The organism is Peptoniphilus indolicus (genome assembly GCF_900454665.1).
Classification (GTDB): domain Bacteria; phylum Bacillota; class Clostridia; order Tissierellales; family Peptoniphilaceae; genus Peptoniphilus; species Peptoniphilus indolicus.
Genome location: NZ_UGTH01000001.1, coordinates 465,925 through 482,203 on the forward strand (window position 1 = coordinate 465,925; position 16,279 = coordinate 482,203).

The window sequence follows — 16,279 nt, forward strand, 5'->3', positions numbered from 1 at the left end:
GTACTTATTGTTCAAATGTTTACCCATTAATCATCTATAATATGTTTTTAATTTAGCAATCTCAAAATTTATTAAGTTGAAAAATAGTATTTAGGGTATACTATTTAAAAATAAAAAGATTCCCTTTGATTTATTACAAAGTAGGAGACTCAATAAAAAGTATAATATTTTTTATTGCAATTGCATTTATAAATTTTTTAATACTACTTATAACCATAAATCTTTTAGGAAATCTAGAATACGGAAATGCAGTAGCATTTTGCATTATAAGCGCACTCAACACGAGTATATTATTTCAAATGTTAAATAAAAAATAAGGTGAGAATATGAAAATTAGAGACGAATATTATTTAGAAGAAAATTTTGCAGTAAATTTTATTTCAGAAATTTTAGAATATGAGGGAAGTTCTTTTGTACATGATGAAATTGTATATGTTTTGATACAAAAATTAACGGTTGGAAATAAAAGCTTAACTGAACTCTTCGAGCTTCTAAATCTTGAAAAAGCGCTTGAATTTGTTATTGAACTTGCAAAAAATGAAAGAAATTTAAGTGAAAATTTAATTTCAGAAATCAATAGAATACTTTTGATAGACATCTTGCCGGGTGGTATTTATCGTACTCACAACAACATTGGCGGAGTTGATTTCACAGAAATACAAGAGCAGATGAGCTATTTGTTAAACGACTTTTTAAATTCAGATGAAATCAAATCAGCAGATTGGTTCTTTGAAAACTTTATGGAAATTAAACCTTTCAATTACAGAAACTTAGCCACAGCTGCAATAATCCACATATTCATAAGTTTAAAACTTGGAGATATCCCTAAACTACTTAGTGAAATTTAAGGAGTGATACAAACGAAAAAATTAGCTTATTGTTTTGTTTTTATAATTTTCCTCCTAATTGTAGGATGTAACAAAAATAAAAATAAATTTGAAATTATATTCGAATCCAAAGAAAATTTTTCTGAAAAATTATATACTTCAAAAGAAAATTATAGTGTTTATTCACACAATGGCACAGTATATGTAATGCTGAATGGTGAAAAACTCCTATTAAAAGATGCATTAGAACAAGACAAAATATCCATGGATGAAATACTTGAAAAAGCCAAAAATGATTTCAACCCTAATACACTTTCCAAATATTCTTACTCTGATGGAGGCAGCCAAGAATATCCCTATAAAACTTATACTTTAATTAATTTTAATACCCTTGATGGAAATAATGATATATATTTTGCTCCTCCCAAAACTACTATAAACGATATAGAACAAAATAATGAAATGGATATTTATTTTGAAGAAGCTGATAATGGATTAAAATTATTACATCAAAAAGATGAATTTACAAACTTCAACACATTTTCATATAATGGTATAGTGAGCATAGTGTATACTCAAAAAATCTTGCCTATTGAAGATGCTATAAAAGAAGGATTAGACATGTCTTTTGTGTACTATAAAATAGAGCGTCGAGATTTCCAAAAAAGAGAAGATGAAATAAAAACTTATAAAAATAATTTCAAAATCTATCCTTATCATAATTATAAAGAAATAAAATTTATAGATGGTGATTTGTACTTTGTTCCTAAAAATTTTTCTTTGAATGAAATAGAAAAATTAAATAATAATATTTAGAACATACTAAATTTAAATTAAAAAATACAAAAATAGTAGTGTTAAATTAATCATTATTAAACCCAACCTATTCTAAATATAGACTGGGTTTTCATTTTTATAACTTAATAGACTTTGTTGCAATATAAGTCTTTATATTCATCTTATGCAATCTTCCAAATCCATTAGTGTCTTCATACAAATCCACTAGTGTAAAGCCAGCTTTCAATTGACCGCCTATCTGCTCTTCCATACTATGAGAAAATTGCATGCCACAATTTTCTTTTTCCATAAACTGTCTTGCTTTCTCATCGGCAATTGGGTCAAAAGGCATTGGCCATATTATTTTTTCTTCTTTTTCATCAACTATGTAGTTAATTTCATTCCCTAATCCCGATAATAAAACTCCTCCCTTTTTTAAAACTCTATAAGCTTCATTAAAAACGTGTTGCACATCTTTAATATAACAGTTTGAAACGGGATGAAATACAATATCAAAAGTCTCGTCTTCAAAAGGCAATCTCTTCGTCATATCCCCTTGTATTGCTTCAATTCTGTATCCTTCTATTTTTGCAAATTCAATTTCAGTTTCAATTTGTTTTGTAGAATAGTCAAGCACGGTACACTCTGCTCCAAGAGCCGTTAATATTGGCATCTGCTGTCCGCCACCAGCTGCCAATCCAAGGATTTTTTTGCCTCTTAAATCCCCGAACCACTCTTTCGGCACATTTATTGTCGGAGTCAACAATACATTAAATATTCCATTTTTAGCATCTACAAATTGTTGATGAGTTATTCGTTTTCCCCATTCCCAACCTTCCTCAACCCATCTATCTATAGTTTCTTTGTTTATATCTTGATACGATTTCATAATTTTCTCCTAATCTATCTTATACAAATTATTTTATCTAATATTTGCAGTAACTTCAATTTTACTATAATACAAGACCCTCTCTACTTATTTTCGTAAAGAGGATCTTAATTATATCTTATAAATTTCTAAGTTTCTTTAAAATAAGCTTTTGCTCTACACTTGCAACAAGACGTCTTGTATACTCAACAGTGTCCGGATTTACACTCATTGATGTAACGCCACACTCTACAAGGTACTCTGCAAGCTCAGGATATTGACTTGGACCTTGGCCACATATTGAACAAGTTATTCCCTTCTTGTTTGCTGCATCGATTATTATCTTCAAAGCTCTCTTAACCGGTTCATTTCTTTCATCAAAATATCCCATGTTGTTTAACACACCTGAATCTCTGTCAGCGCCCATTACAAGTTGTGTCAAGTCATTTGAACCTATTGAAAAACCATCTACAAGTTCTGCAAATTCTTCTGCTTGGAATACAACAGCTGGAACTTCTGCCATTATCCAAATTTTAAAATTCTTAGATTGTTTCAATCCTTCAGAAGCCATAATCTCTTTTACAGTAACTAATTCTTCAGTAGTTCTAACAAATGGAAGCATTGCAATTACATTTGTTAGCCCAAATTCTTCTCTAACTTTTTTCATTGCACGACATTCAAGTCTAAATCCTTCTTCATATTCAGGAGAGATATATCTTGAAACCCCTCTCCAACCAATCATTGGATTTGCTTCTATAGGTTCAACTTCGTCTCCGCCCTTTAAACCTCTAAATTCGTTAGTTCTAAAATCGCTCATTCTAACAACTAAATTTCTTGGATAAATAGCTGAGGCTACTTTTGAAATACCTTCTGCCAATTTATCAATCATAAGTTGCTCTTGGTGTGTTTTCAACAGATACATTGGATGTGCTCCAATCATATTTGTAAATATGAACTCTGTTCTCATAAGTCCTATTCCGTCAAATGGTAAGTCCTTATATTTTTCAATAAGTCCTGGTTCACCAAGATTCATATATATTTTTGTAGCTGTTACAGGAGCTGAAAGATTTCTAAGGCTTGCAATTAAATCTTCTGATACAACAGCTCCGCCTTCTTTTTTCTCTTCAGCTTTCTTTTCTTCTTTTAATACTTCTCCTTCGTATACAACTCCACGAGTAGCATCTACGGTTACAGTTTGTCCTTCTTTTAACACTTTTGTTGCATTTTTAGCACCAACTATACAAGGTATTTGAAGTTCTCTTGAAACAATTGCAGCGTGACAAGTTCTTCCCCCTTCATCTGTTACAACGCCGGCAGCTTTTCTCATAGCCGGAACCATATCAGGATTTGTCATTTCAGTTACTAAAATATCGCCTTCTTTTACAAGGTTTATTTCAGAAACATCTTTTATTAAAATAACTTTTCCTCTGCCAATTCCTGGAGATGCTGGAAGTCCTTTGCAAAGTGGTTTTAATACTTCTTTCTTTTCTTCAATTGTTGTTATAGGTCTTGATTGTAAGAAATAGAATTCTTTAGTGTCTTTATCAAATCCCCATTCAGTATCTTGAACACTTCCATATAGTTCTTCAACTTTTAATCCTCTTTCAATCAAAGTATTCAATTCATTTTCAGAAAGACATTCTGCTTCAACAAATTCTTCGCCCAAAACTTCACTTACAAGTTTTTCTTCTGTTCCCACAGTGTCCTCTTTACGAACTACCATTGTCTTTTTAGAGGCTATATTTTTTTCAATTACTTTCTTAGCATTTTTATCTATTACATATTCATCAGGAGTTACCATTCCTGAAACAACCGCTTCACCAAGTCCCCAACTTGCATTTATCATCATTTCATCTTTAGAGTTGTTGATAGGGTTTGCAGTAAACATTACCCCTGATTTTTCAGAATTTACCATTTTTTGAACAACTACTGAAAGAGAAACGTTGAAGTGGTCGAAGTTTTGTTTTTCTCTATAATATATTGCTCTTGAAGTCCAAAGAGATGCCCAACAACTTCTAATATGATTTAAAAGTTCTTCTTCGCCTCTTATGTGTAGATAAGTATCTTGTTGTCCGGCAAATGAAGCATCTGGCAAATCTTCAGCAGTTGCAGAAGACCTAACCGCAACTTCAGGATTTTCTACTCCTATTTCTTCCGCAAATTGTGCATAGGCCCTTTTGATTTCTTCTTCTATCTCAGGCTTTATTTCAGATGAATTTATTTTATCTCTAACTTCTTTTGAAACATCTGTCAAAGCTTCAACATCTTCCACGTCAAGAGAACTTACTAAAATTCTTACAATTTCATCAAGTTCTGAATAATTTATAAATTCATCATATGCTCCTGCTGTTACACAGAATCCTGGTGGCACAGGCAACCCCATGCTTGTAAGCTCGCCTAAATTAGCCCCCTTACCACCAACTTGTGATATATCGTCTTTACCAATCTCATTAAACCATTTTATATAATTGTAACCAGACATAAGCCCTCCTCGTGTTATGTTATATTATATTTTTCCAACCTGTTTAATATTATATCATATTTATAATTATGACGCACTATATTTTATACAAAAAAATCGTGCTCTCACACGATTTATTTTGATATGCTTTCTTTTAATTCTGCTATCGAAAGAGTTGAAACGTGTTTCTTATCAACTTGAAGCCTGTCCAATATTTCATATAATTCTTCTTCTGAATTAGCCTCTACTTCAACATATGGATGAGGATATGTTTCTTCATCCCACGTATCAACATCAAATCTTATATTATTTAATTTATAAGACACTCTGTTTTTTCTTCCCTCTATTTGTAAATCATATCCCATAAGTTCTAAAATTTTTCTGAGTTCCATTACCTCAGATACTTCAGTTGTATGCTCTATGTTCTCTCTAACATTTTTATCTGTTATCTGTTCCTTAAATGTAAAATACTTTTTATGTTCACCTGTTATTAAATTTTTAGATTCTCTTATTCTCAAGTATCCAATTCCATTATTTATTTCATGTGTACTTGAATTTATAGTTATATTAACTTGGTCTTCTTCCAAAAATTTTTCAGCACCTATATATATTAACTTCGATTTAAATTCTTCAACATCTAAACTCAATAACTTTACTTCAATTTCCCTTTCCATCAACAATCTCCTGTAATTTAAAATCTATATAATCACTTGAAACGCATTTATATAAGACTTCATTTTTAATCCCCTCAAAAACTTGTCTGTGCCCTTCTGCATGAAGATGCCCATATATGCAAATCTCTACTCCACTTTTTGTCAATAAATTTGAAAATTCATTAGCCGAAAAATCTTGATTATACGGTGGATAGTGTATCATAGCAATTAACTTCTTACCTTTTTCAGCCGCCTTTATCGAATTTTCAAGTCTTATTACCTCTCGATTATATATTTTTTCATCCGCCTTTTTAAATTCACTCATATCCTTGGATATCCAACCTCTTGTTCCAACAATTGCATAATCTTCAAAAGTGTGTGAGTTGTTGTACAAAAATTTTGTCCTTTTAAGTTTTAGTTCATCCAACTTACTTATCGAACTCCACCAATAGTCGTGATTTCCCTTAGAAATTATCTTATATCCCGGTAAACTATCTATTAGTTCTAAATCTAAAACACTTTCTGAAAGTTTCAAACCCCAACTTATGTCACCCGGTAACAAAACCATGTCATCATCTTTGACCTTGGACTTCCAACTTTCAATTATTTTTTCCTTGTGATTTATCCACTTTTCCCCAAATACATCCATGGGCTTTTCTCCTATTGGGTCAAAATGTAAATCACCTATCCCATATATCATAAATTCACCTTATTGTATTCAATTCCCATCTCATCTAAAATTTTAGCCTCTCTGTTCATTGCGCTGAATATTATTATTTGTTTTTTATTTGAATAGTTATTCAAAAATTTAAGCGTTTCTCTACATCTTAAATCATCGTATTGTATAAAGTGGTCATCCAAAACTACAGGTGCATTTTTATACATAATTTCTGAAATAGCAAGTCTAATACCTAGATATAACTGGTCCACAGTTCCATTGCTTAGCTTTTCAACTTCAACCATCTTTCCAGAAGCTTTATCTTCAACTACAATGTTAAACTTTTCATCTACCACTATTCTATCGTACTTTCCAGAAGTTATATCTTTTATAAACTCATTCATAAATTCCACAACCTTTGGTAAAAATACCTCTTTATTTTGCGAATATATCTCTTTTAATACATCTATTGCTCTATGAATTGCTCGTTGATCATCTTCAAGCTCTTTTAATTTATTTTCTAATATACTAAGTTCCTCATCCACTTCAGTTAGTCTGTGAAAATTATCATCATTTATACTCATTTTACCTGAAAGCTCTATAAACTCAGCTTCCAGTTCTTCCAATACACTCTCTTCTTCAAACAAATTCCCATCTACCACTTCAATATTATGATTTAAATCTTCAATATCTCTTCCATTTAAAATGTGCTCTATAATACTTTCGCTATTTTTAATATCTTGTATTAAAGATTTCCCTTCATCTGACAAATACTTCTCTCTTAATTCATCAAAAGATAGATCATACTTTCTCTCTAACTCAGCTATTTTTAATTTGAATGTTTCTAATTTCTTTTCCAAATCAATTCTAATATTTTCTTCTATTTCATTCCTTACATCTTTTTCAATTTCCATCTTATTCAATTTGGAAATTTCATCTTCAAAAAACTCTCTAAGTTCTTTCAAACTATTTAATCTGTACTTTCTCATATATACAGAAAAAACATTGTCCATTTCCCTTTTCTCTTGAGTTTTTACAGCAGACTGTTTCATATAGTCACTTATTCTATCTTCAATTCTATCCATTGCTGCCTTTTTCATTCTATATGGATTGAATTTTAAATACGCAAAAAACAATAGCGGTATGGCAACTAACCCAATATAAAATCTTCTAAAGTAAATTGCTCCCAAAATTGACAGCAATGCCAACCCAAGAGCTATTAACATATATCCATTCAGCTTATTAACTTCAGTTTTAGAAATTATCAAATCATGGTTTAACAACTCAATTTCCTTAGAAAAATTATTTCTGTTGAGTTCATCTATTCTATTGCATAATTTTTTAAATTCTATATAGTCTTTTTCTATGTCATCATATTCACAAACCACATCTATGCAATTTCTCTCTTCATTTAGCCTGCTCTCTATCTTGGAATACTCTCTATCTATTTCAATTAAAGTTTCATAATCCGTATCAGAAATTACCTTGCCTAAATTTTCTTTACTATTCCTAAATTTTTTTATTTTTTGATAATTTCTCTGGTCATCTGATAGCTTTAAATTTCTTACAAATTTTCTCTGTTCATACAGACTTTGCTTAAGTTCCAAAAATTCTGAAGTTATCTCTTCATATCTTGATAGATTTAATTTCAGTTCACTTTTCTTCTTTTTAAGCAGTTCTATTTGCTGATAAAGCTTACCTATCGGAGAAGTCTTTCGACTTTCTCTGCCCAATTCATCACTTTTCTTCTCAAGATTTTCAACCGCATCAATTAAAGAATACTTTTCATCTCCCGAAGTAACAAAATTTTCCAAACTGTGCTTTAATGTATCAACTTCTGAACCAAGTTTTGATTCCAACTGTCCAATGAAAAACGAATTGCTAAACACCGAACTTTCAACATCGAATAAATACACCCCAGGCTGTTTTATCTTTGCAAATTTGTTTAGCTCACTTGCTGAACTCAAATTTTCTCCTGTTGTCATATTGTGAAAATCGAGCTCATACTTATCAAAGTTTCTCATTATTCTAAAACTATCACCATTATTTAAAACAATAGAGCCCTTGTATTCACTCCCAGTCCATGGTCTATACTTTTCAAAATCTGAAGTAGTTCTTCTCTGAACACCACTTTTTGCAAATCCATAAAATATACCTTCAATGAATTTGAATATAGTGCTCTTTCCAGATTCATTTTCACCGTAAATCAAATTAATTCCGTCTTTTAATTCAATTTGCTTATTTTTAAATTTCCCAAACGCCTGTAAATTAAGTTCTTCAATTTTCATTTGCAGTCTCCAATAGAGCCTCTATCCCATACTTTATAGCTTGCTCATCACTTCCTAATTTTTTTAAAACTTCTGAAATAATCCCACTGGTATCAGAATTAGAAAGTTCTTCATAATTTATTATATTCTTAGTTTCATTCACTATCTTTAAATAATAAAAATCGTTATTTTCAAGAATTTCTAAAATATATTCTATATCTTGATTTTTCCCAATTAAAATTAATTTATTAAAATCAGCTCTATATTCATTTAAAAGTTCTAATACTTCATTTTTTATTTTATCTACATTTTTATCCGTTACATCAACCTTAAAAGTGTTGTACTCTCTTTTGGCAAACTTCACAAACTCTTGATTTTCATTTTCTAAATCATATACATAAAATCCATGCCTTCCTTCGTCCTTAAATCGTGACGGTTCGAGTGCTCCAGAATAATACGCTCTGTCTGCTACTTTTTTATGTCCATGGAAATGCCCAAGTGCAATATAATCAAATTTTTGTCTGTTCAACCACTCTTCGCTAATTGGAAAATGACTTTCAAAACCAACAGAACAATGTAACATTAAAATATTTTTAAATTTATCATTCAGTTCAAAATTCAATTCACTTTTAAAATTATACTGTCTGTCCCAAGTTATCCCATAAATTCTCAAATTTTTATATTCAAAATATTCCTCTTCCGTAAATAAATGAACATTACTTGGCATATCAACTTTTAAAAACATACTGTTTTCATCTACGTGGTCGTGATTTCCACCTATTATATATATTTCTGAATTTGAAATTGAAAATAAATCACTTAATCTTTTAAAATTATTTAATGTGAAATATTCTCTCTCATACAAATCTCCACTTATTAAAATTATTTCTATATTGTTTGAATTAGCATAACTTATTAGATCCGAAAAACTTTGCCAGACCTCTTCTCTTCTCTGTTTAGAGTATAAAAAATTTTCTCCCTTATAAGATTTCCCAAGATGCAAGTCTGCTGTGTGTAATATTTTCATTCTATCACCTATCAAAATTATATAATAATAAACAAAAAATATATAGGACAAGCCTATATATTTTAGTTTTAAGTTACAAAGTAATCTTACATTATTAATTTTTGAATTGCTTTAAACTCATCAGTACCTGCAACAGAATTTAAATCAAACATAATTGTTTCTGTATTTGTTATTACACATCCCATTTCACTTAACATTTGAAGTGCATTCTTATAGTTAAAGTCACTTCTTGACCCAACCGCATCACTTGCTATAAATACTTCATATCCATTTGCTATAAGGTCTCTTGCAGTTAAAAGAACACATATATGAGATTCTACTCCACTAACAACAATTTGTTTTTTATCTTTAGATTTAAACTCTTCTACAAATTCATCATTTAACATACAACTAAAAGATTCTTTACCAATTTCTTTTGCCTCAGGTAAAAATGATTTTAATTCTTCGTTACTAAATCCCAATCCCTTTGGATATTGTGCTGTAAAAATACTTTCTAAATTCATTATTTTTGCCATTTGAGCAAGAATTTTTGTATTTTTTAGTACATCTTCTTTATTACTCATTACATTTAACAGCTTATCTTGAACATCAATAAATAAAAATAATGTTTTATCTCTATCTAAATTAAAATTCTTCACATTTCCTCCCTTATGATATACACGTGTATATCATTCATCAAAGCTTTCAAATCTGCCATTTCAGCTTCACGATTTTTTACTACTGATTCAATTATAGCACAAGCTATCCCAAGTTTTAATGTCATCTCAAAGTCATATCCTCTTTCAATTCCAAGAGCTATTCCGGCATTTAACTTGTTCTTGTCAAACTTGCTAACAGAGTATTTTAAATCACTAAAATCTATTCTATAACTTGCCCCTTTAGTATTGACCATGACACCTGTCTGTGAATTTACCACCAACACTCCAACACCTTTTTCAAAGATTATATTAGATGCTTTAACCACTTGGCTTTGTGTCTTTATTACAAACTTAGTGTAATTTTCTAAATCTTCCTTATCAACTACCATTAGATATGGTTTCACATCTATTACATCTTCAATCTCATTTGGAGCTGTCAAAACTCTAACTCCATTTTTATAACAGAGATTAAAAAAGTTTTTATAAAGTGTAGAATCTATATTTGGATTTCCTTTAGCTGCTATCAATACGATATTTGCATTTTGTAGCAATTCGTTAAACTTACTAAATAAAGTTTCTTCTTCATCATTTGTGAGTACCGGATACTCCCCTCGTATTGTGGTCTTAAGACTTCTGCTCCTAATTAGTATTTCTTCCATACTCTCATCTTTAGAATGAACTATAACAGGTTCAATCCCTCTTTTATTAAGTTCATTTTTAAAAAGTTCTCCTGTTTTCCCTCCAAGATAAGTTAAAAGAGTTGAATTAGCTGAAAGCTTATCTACTAGTAACATAGAGTCTAAAATTTCGCCAGTTGGATATTCAAAATTTTCAGAAAAAGTATTAACTTTATTTTTTTCAAAATCCACTACTCTATATTCTTTCCTCAGAGTCGGATTAAATTCACAAAACAATATCATGTCAGCCTCCACTATTCAACTGAATTAAGCTTTGATAATACATCCTCTTTTATGTCGTCTACCTTTTTCTTTGCTGCTTCTGCGTCTTTATCAACTACATAGATATATAATTTTATCTTTGGCTCAGTTCCAGATGGTCTAACTGCAAACCAAGAACCGTCTGTTAGATAATAAATTAAAACATTACTCTTTCCAATATCTTTGTATCCATCTTTATAGTCAATTCTCTCTTTTAAATCTATTCCTGAAAATTCTTTGAATTCAGTCTTTCTAAAGAATTCCATCATTCTCTTAATTCTGTCTGCACCTTCTAAACCTTCAAGTACAACGCTCATAAGGTGTTCTGCGTGATAGCCATATTCTTTAAAAATTTCATTTAATAAATCAACAAGAGTCATTCCCTTAGCTTTATAGTAAGCTGCCATCTCTACAATTAGCATAGAAGAAATTACTCCGTCTTTATCTCTAACATGGTCTCCGTAAACATATCCTATACTTTCTTCAAAACCATATACAAATTGAGATTCTTTAGTTTCATCCCACTTGTTTGGAAGTGCACAGATATTTTTAAAACCTGTCAATGTATTGTAAGATTTAATCCCAAAACTTTCAGCGATTCTTCTTGGCAAATCTCCTGTTACTATTGATTTTACAATAGCTCCATTACTTGGAAGAGCTTGTTTTTCTTTTAATGAGCTCAAAATATAGTAAGTTAAAAGAGAACCTATTTGATTTCCGTTGAACTCAAAATATTCACCCTCATGTAGAGCCATCATTGCAACTCTATCACAGTCAGGGTCTGTAGCGATCAGTAAATCCGCTTTTATCTCTTTCCCCAACTTCTTAGCATAAGCAAAAGCCTTAGTATCTTCAGGGTTTGGGTAACCAACTGTAGCAAAAGTTGGGTCTGGATTTTCTTGTTCAGGCACAACTGTTATATTTGTAAATCCTCTTTCCCTTAAGATGTGTCTAACCGGATAATTCCCAGTTCCATTAAGTGGAGTATAAACTACACTTATATCTTTATCTACATTTTCTCTAAGAGCTCTTATAAGAGTTTCTCTATAGTATGATTTATCAAGATCGTCTGAAAGTATTTCTATAAGTCCTTGGTTTTTAGCCTCTTCATATTCCATAGTCTTAACATCTTCAAATTTTAACTTGTCTATTTCAGCTAAAATTTCTGAAGCAATGTCTTCTAAAATTTGAGAGCCTTTATCCCAATAAACTTTATATCCATTATAATTCTTAGGATTGTGACTTGCTGTTATTACAATACCTGATTGAGTCCCCAAGTATCTCACTGCATAAGAAAGCATAGGTGTAGGTCTTATACCGTCAAATAAATAAGTCTTAATGCCATTTGCCGCAAATACTGATGCCGCTATTTCAGAAAACTCATGAGACATATATCTAACGTCATGAGCTATTACAATTCCCTTTTGAACAGCTTCTTTGCCGTGATTTTTTATAGTGTTTGCCAATCCTTGAGATGCTCTCATAATCACGTACTTATTCATTCTGTTAGTTCCTGCACCAAGTATACCTCTAAGTCCTGCAGTTCCAAACTCCAAGTCCCTATAAAATCTATCTAATAATTCAGATTCGTCCTTTATCTCTCTTATTTCAGCTTTAGACTCTTCATCAATTACTGCACTGTTAAGCCATTCGTTCATCCTATTTTTATATTCCATTTAATCTCTCCTAACTATCTGAGCAAACTCAGCCCCTATTAACTTTTCTAAACTCTTCGGTTTTACTTTTATCTGTAAACCTATTTTACCACCACTAACATACATGAATTCCTTTTCTATTGCCGATTCATCTATATAGGTTTTAAAAAGTTTTTTCATTCCAACCGGAGAACACCCTCCGTGAATATATCCTGTAGTATTCAACAAATCAGATTGCTTTATCATTTCTATTTTCTTAACGCCAGCTACATTTGCCGCAAGTTTCAAATCAAGTTCAGCACACACCGGCACAACAAAAACAAAATAGTCATTTTTAAAATGTGTTACAAGAGTTTTAAATACTATTTCCTCATCTTCCCCTAACTGTCTTGCAACATCTTGTCCTGATATGCCACCATCTTCTGAATACTCTACAATTTCATATTCAATTTTATTTTGGTCTAAAATTCTCATCGCATTAGTCTTTTTCATACTTTTATTTTACCCAAAAACAACGTTTATCTTCAAGTCCTTCATCTATTAAACTTAGGGGATATTAAAAGAATTAGTATCAAAGTAAACACTCCAATTAAAACTATAGTTCCACCAGGTTTTAAACCTAAATAAAATGAAAGAATAAGACCACTCATGGTAAATATGAGTCCAAAAATTGATGATAGTATTAGCGTTTTAAAATATCCTAGTCTAAATTTCATTGCACAGGCCACAGGAATTACCATTAGAGAGGATATTATAAGTATCCCCACAGTTCTTGCCGAAACTGAAATTGTTATAGCGATTAGCATCATAAAAATTGTATTTACCAAGCCCACATTTATTCCGGATAGCCTTGCGCTTGTCTCATCAAACGAAATGTGCATCAAATCTTTATAAAAATATAAAAAAGTTAAAAACACAGCAATGCCAACACCCAAAATAAGTGCGAATTCATCATTTGGTATAGCTATTATACTTCCAAATAAAAAACCTTCAAAATTTGCTGACCTCGTCAAAAATCCTGACAATATTGACGATAGACCAATCCCCGTAGACATTATAATTGCTGTAGAAATTTCCTGATAACTTGGAAATCTCTTTCTAATAAATTCCATTAGCAGCGCTGCTATTATACAGACTATAAGTGCCCCCAAAGTCATATTCATTCCGAGCACAAATCCCATCAATACCCCTGCTAAAGATACGTGAGAAAGTGCATCCCCTATCATAGATATCTTTTTATTTACTACCACTATCCCCATAAATGGTATTATTATTGACACTATAAATCCGACTATCAAAGCCCGAATCATGTAGCTATATTCAAATATCTCCATCGATTATCCTCACTTGACCATCTTCCACCATATAAACTCTGTCCAAGTACTCTCTAACAAGATCCAACTCATGTGTAATTATCAAAATAGTTATTCCATGAGCTCTATTGATATGGTGTAACAATTTATATAAATTACCTTTAGTCTTGTGGTCTATACCATTTGTAGGTTCGTCCAAAATCAAAAACTTAGGGTAGGCTATCAATGCCTTTGCTATTAAAACTCTCTGTCTTTGCCCCCCTGATAGCTCAGAATATAAATCATCTATCTTATCATCTATGCCAACAAGTTTTAAAGTTTCTTCTATTCTTTCATTTTCTACCGAGCTAAGTCTCCCACGTCTTTTTAGCGGCAATGACAATAACTCTCTCACAGTAATTGGAAAATTGTAACTCGACCCAACTCCCAACTGTGGAACATATCCTATATCTTTAAAACCATTTTCCAAATTAAAATTTACAGTTCCACTGTTAGGTTTTAATTCTCCTAATATAAGTTTTATAAAAGTAGTTTTTCCCGCTCCATTAGAACCAACGAGGGCGATAAATTCGCCCCCGTTAATTGTTAAGTCTATATTTTTTAAAACTTTTTCTCTATTATATCCGAAATCTAAATTCTTTATTTCAAGCAATTTCAACTCAAAGCCTCAACTAATTTATCAAGATTTGCTCTCATAACTGAAACATAATCATCCCCATTTTTAACTTCTTCTCCAGAAAGTCCTTCAAGTGGATTTAATCTTACAGTTTTAGCACCTGTTTCTGATGAAATTGTATCAGCAATCTTAGTATCTAGCAACTCTTCTGTAAAAATTGTATTTATATTCTTTTCCTTTACAAGTTGAATGATTTCTTTCATTGTCTTTGCATCTGGTTCAGTTTCAGCTTCAATTCCTGTGATGCCTATTTGCTCTAAACCATAGTCAGCTACAAGATAACCATAGGCTTCATGAGAAACTACTATTATCTTGTTAGGAACTGTTGCAAGCTTAGCTTTATATTCTTCATCTACTTTCTTAAACTCTTCTGAATACTTAGCTAAATTTTCTTTATAATAATCAGCATTTTCAAGATCAGCTTCAGAAAGCGCCATAGTTATATTTTCAAGCTCTTTTATTGCTCTTATAGGAGATAACCATACGTGTGGGTCATAAGCCCCATGGTCATGTTCATGTTCGTGCTCATGTTCTGTAGCTTCATTATTGTTGTGGTTTTCGTGGTTGTGTTCCACCGCTTCGTGTTCATGGTCATGATCATGAGTGTTTGCTATAAGTTCAACACCCTTAGATGCTTCTACAAATTTCAAATCTTTGTTTTCAACAGATTCAGTTACCTTTTCAACCCAAGATTCAAGACCTGCTCCTGAATAAACAAATACATCAGCAGATTCAAGTTCTTTTAATAATTTTTGGTTAGGTTCCCATCCGTGAGGTTCTTCTCCATTTGGTATAACTGAAGTAAGTTCTATCTTATCTCCACCAATTTTATTTACAAAGTCATATACCGGATACACCGATGCATAAACTTTAAGCTTTTCACGTGAGTCTACTGCTTCGCTTTTTTCTGCAGAATTTTTATTGCCACAAGCTGCCAACAATAAAAGTACAAATGTCATTACTACCAAACTAATTTTTTTCATGTTTTCCTCCTAAAGTTAATTACTATTCTTAATAAGATATACCCAAATTTTTTTAAATTAAAGTAAAATACTATTTCTCTTTTTAAAATGTTATACTAAGTAAATGGAGGTTATATTATGGAAGAATTATTGATTGAACATGGTCTCAGGTCTACAAAAGCCCGCATGGAAGTTCTAGATATTTTAAAATCAAGTTCTGTGCCGCTTTCTGCAGATGAATTAATTCTAAAAATCAATAGAGAAGTAGTCTCCGGTTCAAGTGTTTATCGCATTTTAAGTGAACTTGAAAGAGCAGGTCTCCTTAAAAAAACACTTAGACAAAACGGTCTACGCTACTATACAATTTATGACTCACATGAACACTATATAGTATGCTCTAATTGCGGAAAGATAGTGCCTATTGCACATTGTCCAATCTCTCCTTATGAGGACGGCATTGCACAGAATACTGGATTTAAGGTTACCGGACACACACTTGAATTACAGGGAATCTGTCCTGATTGCCAAGGCTAAAAAATAAGCTCATGAGTTTTATCCC

16 protein-coding genes are annotated in these 16,279 nt (G+C 31.4%); 3 read left to right on the top strand and 13 right to left on the bottom strand.

Features of this window, described 5'->3' with window-relative positions; all coding sequences use genetic code 11:
- Positions 1-326 precede the first annotated feature (326 nt).
- Positions 327-848, top strand: coding sequence for a hypothetical protein (locus DYE58_RS02290; RefSeq protein ID WP_004819024.1), 522 nt, complete (start codon positions 327-329; stop codon positions 846-848).
- Between the two features lie 3 nt (positions 849-851).
- Positions 852-1,643 (top strand): hypothetical protein, encoded by a 792-nt coding sequence (locus tag DYE58_RS02295; RefSeq protein ID WP_115311980.1) that lies wholly within the window; start codon positions 852-854, stop codon positions 1,641-1,643.
- A 97-nt stretch (positions 1,644-1,740) separates the two neighbouring features.
- Here the strand turns inward: DYE58_RS02295 and DYE58_RS02300 are convergent, their stop codons facing one another.
- From DYE58_RS02300 to DYE58_RS02360, 13 genes are all read right to left on the bottom strand, one after another.
- Positions 1,741-2,493 carry a class I SAM-dependent methyltransferase gene (locus DYE58_RS02300; protein ID WP_004819028.1) on the bottom strand — a complete coding sequence of 251 codons (753 nt, stop codon included), beginning with the start codon at positions 2,491-2,493 and terminating at the stop codon, positions 1,741-1,743.
- A 118-nt stretch (positions 2,494-2,611) separates the two neighbouring features.
- Entirely contained in the window at positions 2,612-4,954 is a 2,343-nt protein-coding gene (ppsA, locus tag DYE58_RS02305) for a phosphoenolpyruvate synthase (protein ID WP_004819031.1), read from the bottom strand.
- A 113-nt stretch (positions 4,955-5,067) separates the two neighbouring features.
- Positions 5,068-5,607 carry a class IV adenylate cyclase gene (locus tag DYE58_RS02310; RefSeq protein ID WP_004819032.1) on the bottom strand — a complete coding sequence of 180 codons (540 nt, stop codon included), beginning with the start codon at positions 5,605-5,607 and terminating at the stop codon, positions 5,068-5,070.
- Positions 5,591-6,286, bottom strand: coding sequence for a metallophosphoesterase (locus tag DYE58_RS02315; protein WP_004819036.1), 696 nt, complete (start codon positions 6,284-6,286; stop codon positions 5,591-5,593). The genes DYE58_RS02310 and DYE58_RS02315 overlap by 17 nt, the downstream gene beginning before the upstream one ends.
- Positions 6,283-8,532, bottom strand: a complete 2,250-nt coding sequence (locus DYE58_RS02320; protein WP_115311981.1) for an ATP-binding protein — start codon at positions 8,530-8,532, stop codon at positions 6,283-6,285. Before DYE58_RS02320 ends, DYE58_RS02315 begins: the two co-directional genes overlap by 4 nt.
- Positions 8,522-9,538, bottom strand: coding sequence for a metallophosphoesterase family protein (locus DYE58_RS02325; protein WP_115311982.1), 1,017 nt, complete (start codon positions 9,536-9,538; stop codon positions 8,522-8,524). Before DYE58_RS02325 ends, DYE58_RS02320 begins: the two co-directional genes overlap by 11 nt.
- An 86-nt stretch (positions 9,539-9,624) precedes the next feature.
- Positions 9,625-10,176: an isochorismatase family protein gene (locus tag DYE58_RS02330; RefSeq protein ID WP_004819042.1), complete on the bottom strand. Its 552-nt coding sequence runs from the start codon at positions 10,174-10,176 to the stop codon at positions 9,625-9,627.
- Complete coding sequence (locus DYE58_RS02335; RefSeq protein ID WP_040552081.1) at positions 10,173-11,096, bottom strand: PfkB family carbohydrate kinase; 924 nt, start codon at positions 11,094-11,096, stop codon at positions 10,173-10,175. The genes DYE58_RS02330 and DYE58_RS02335 overlap by 4 nt, the downstream gene beginning before the upstream one ends.
- Positions 11,097-11,107: 11 nt before the next feature.
- A complete protein-coding gene (locus DYE58_RS02340) occupies positions 11,108-12,790 on the bottom strand; it encodes a phospho-sugar mutase (protein WP_004819046.1) in 1,683 nt (560 codons plus the stop codon).
- The gene (gene ybaK, locus DYE58_RS02345) at positions 12,791-13,261 is read right to left on the bottom strand and encodes a Cys-tRNA(Pro) deacylase (RefSeq protein WP_004819048.1); all 471 of its coding nucleotides are present in this window, start codon (positions 13,259-13,261) and stop codon (positions 12,791-12,793) included.
- Positions 13,262-13,302: 41 nt separating this feature from the next.
- Positions 13,303-14,103 (bottom strand): metal ABC transporter permease, encoded by an 801-nt coding sequence (locus tag DYE58_RS02350; protein WP_004819049.1) that lies wholly within the window; start codon positions 14,101-14,103, stop codon positions 13,303-13,305.
- On the bottom strand, positions 14,090-14,740 hold the full coding sequence (locus DYE58_RS02355; protein ID WP_004819052.1) for a metal ABC transporter ATP-binding protein: 651 nt from the start codon (positions 14,738-14,740) through the stop codon (positions 14,090-14,092). The genes DYE58_RS02350 and DYE58_RS02355 overlap by 14 nt, the downstream gene beginning before the upstream one ends.
- Positions 14,737-15,741: a metal ABC transporter substrate-binding protein gene (locus tag DYE58_RS02360; RefSeq protein WP_115311983.1), complete on the bottom strand. Its 1,005-nt coding sequence runs from the start codon at positions 15,739-15,741 to the stop codon at positions 14,737-14,739. The genes DYE58_RS02355 and DYE58_RS02360 overlap by 4 nt, the downstream gene beginning before the upstream one ends.
- A gap of 117 nt (positions 15,742-15,858) precedes the next feature.
- Between DYE58_RS02360 and DYE58_RS02365 the strand changes: the two genes are divergently transcribed.
- Positions 15,859-16,254, top strand: a complete 396-nt coding sequence (locus DYE58_RS02365) for a Fur family transcriptional regulator (protein ID WP_004819055.1) — start codon at positions 15,859-15,861, stop codon at positions 16,252-16,254.
- The last annotated feature ends 25 nt before the right edge of the window (positions 16,255-16,279 follow it).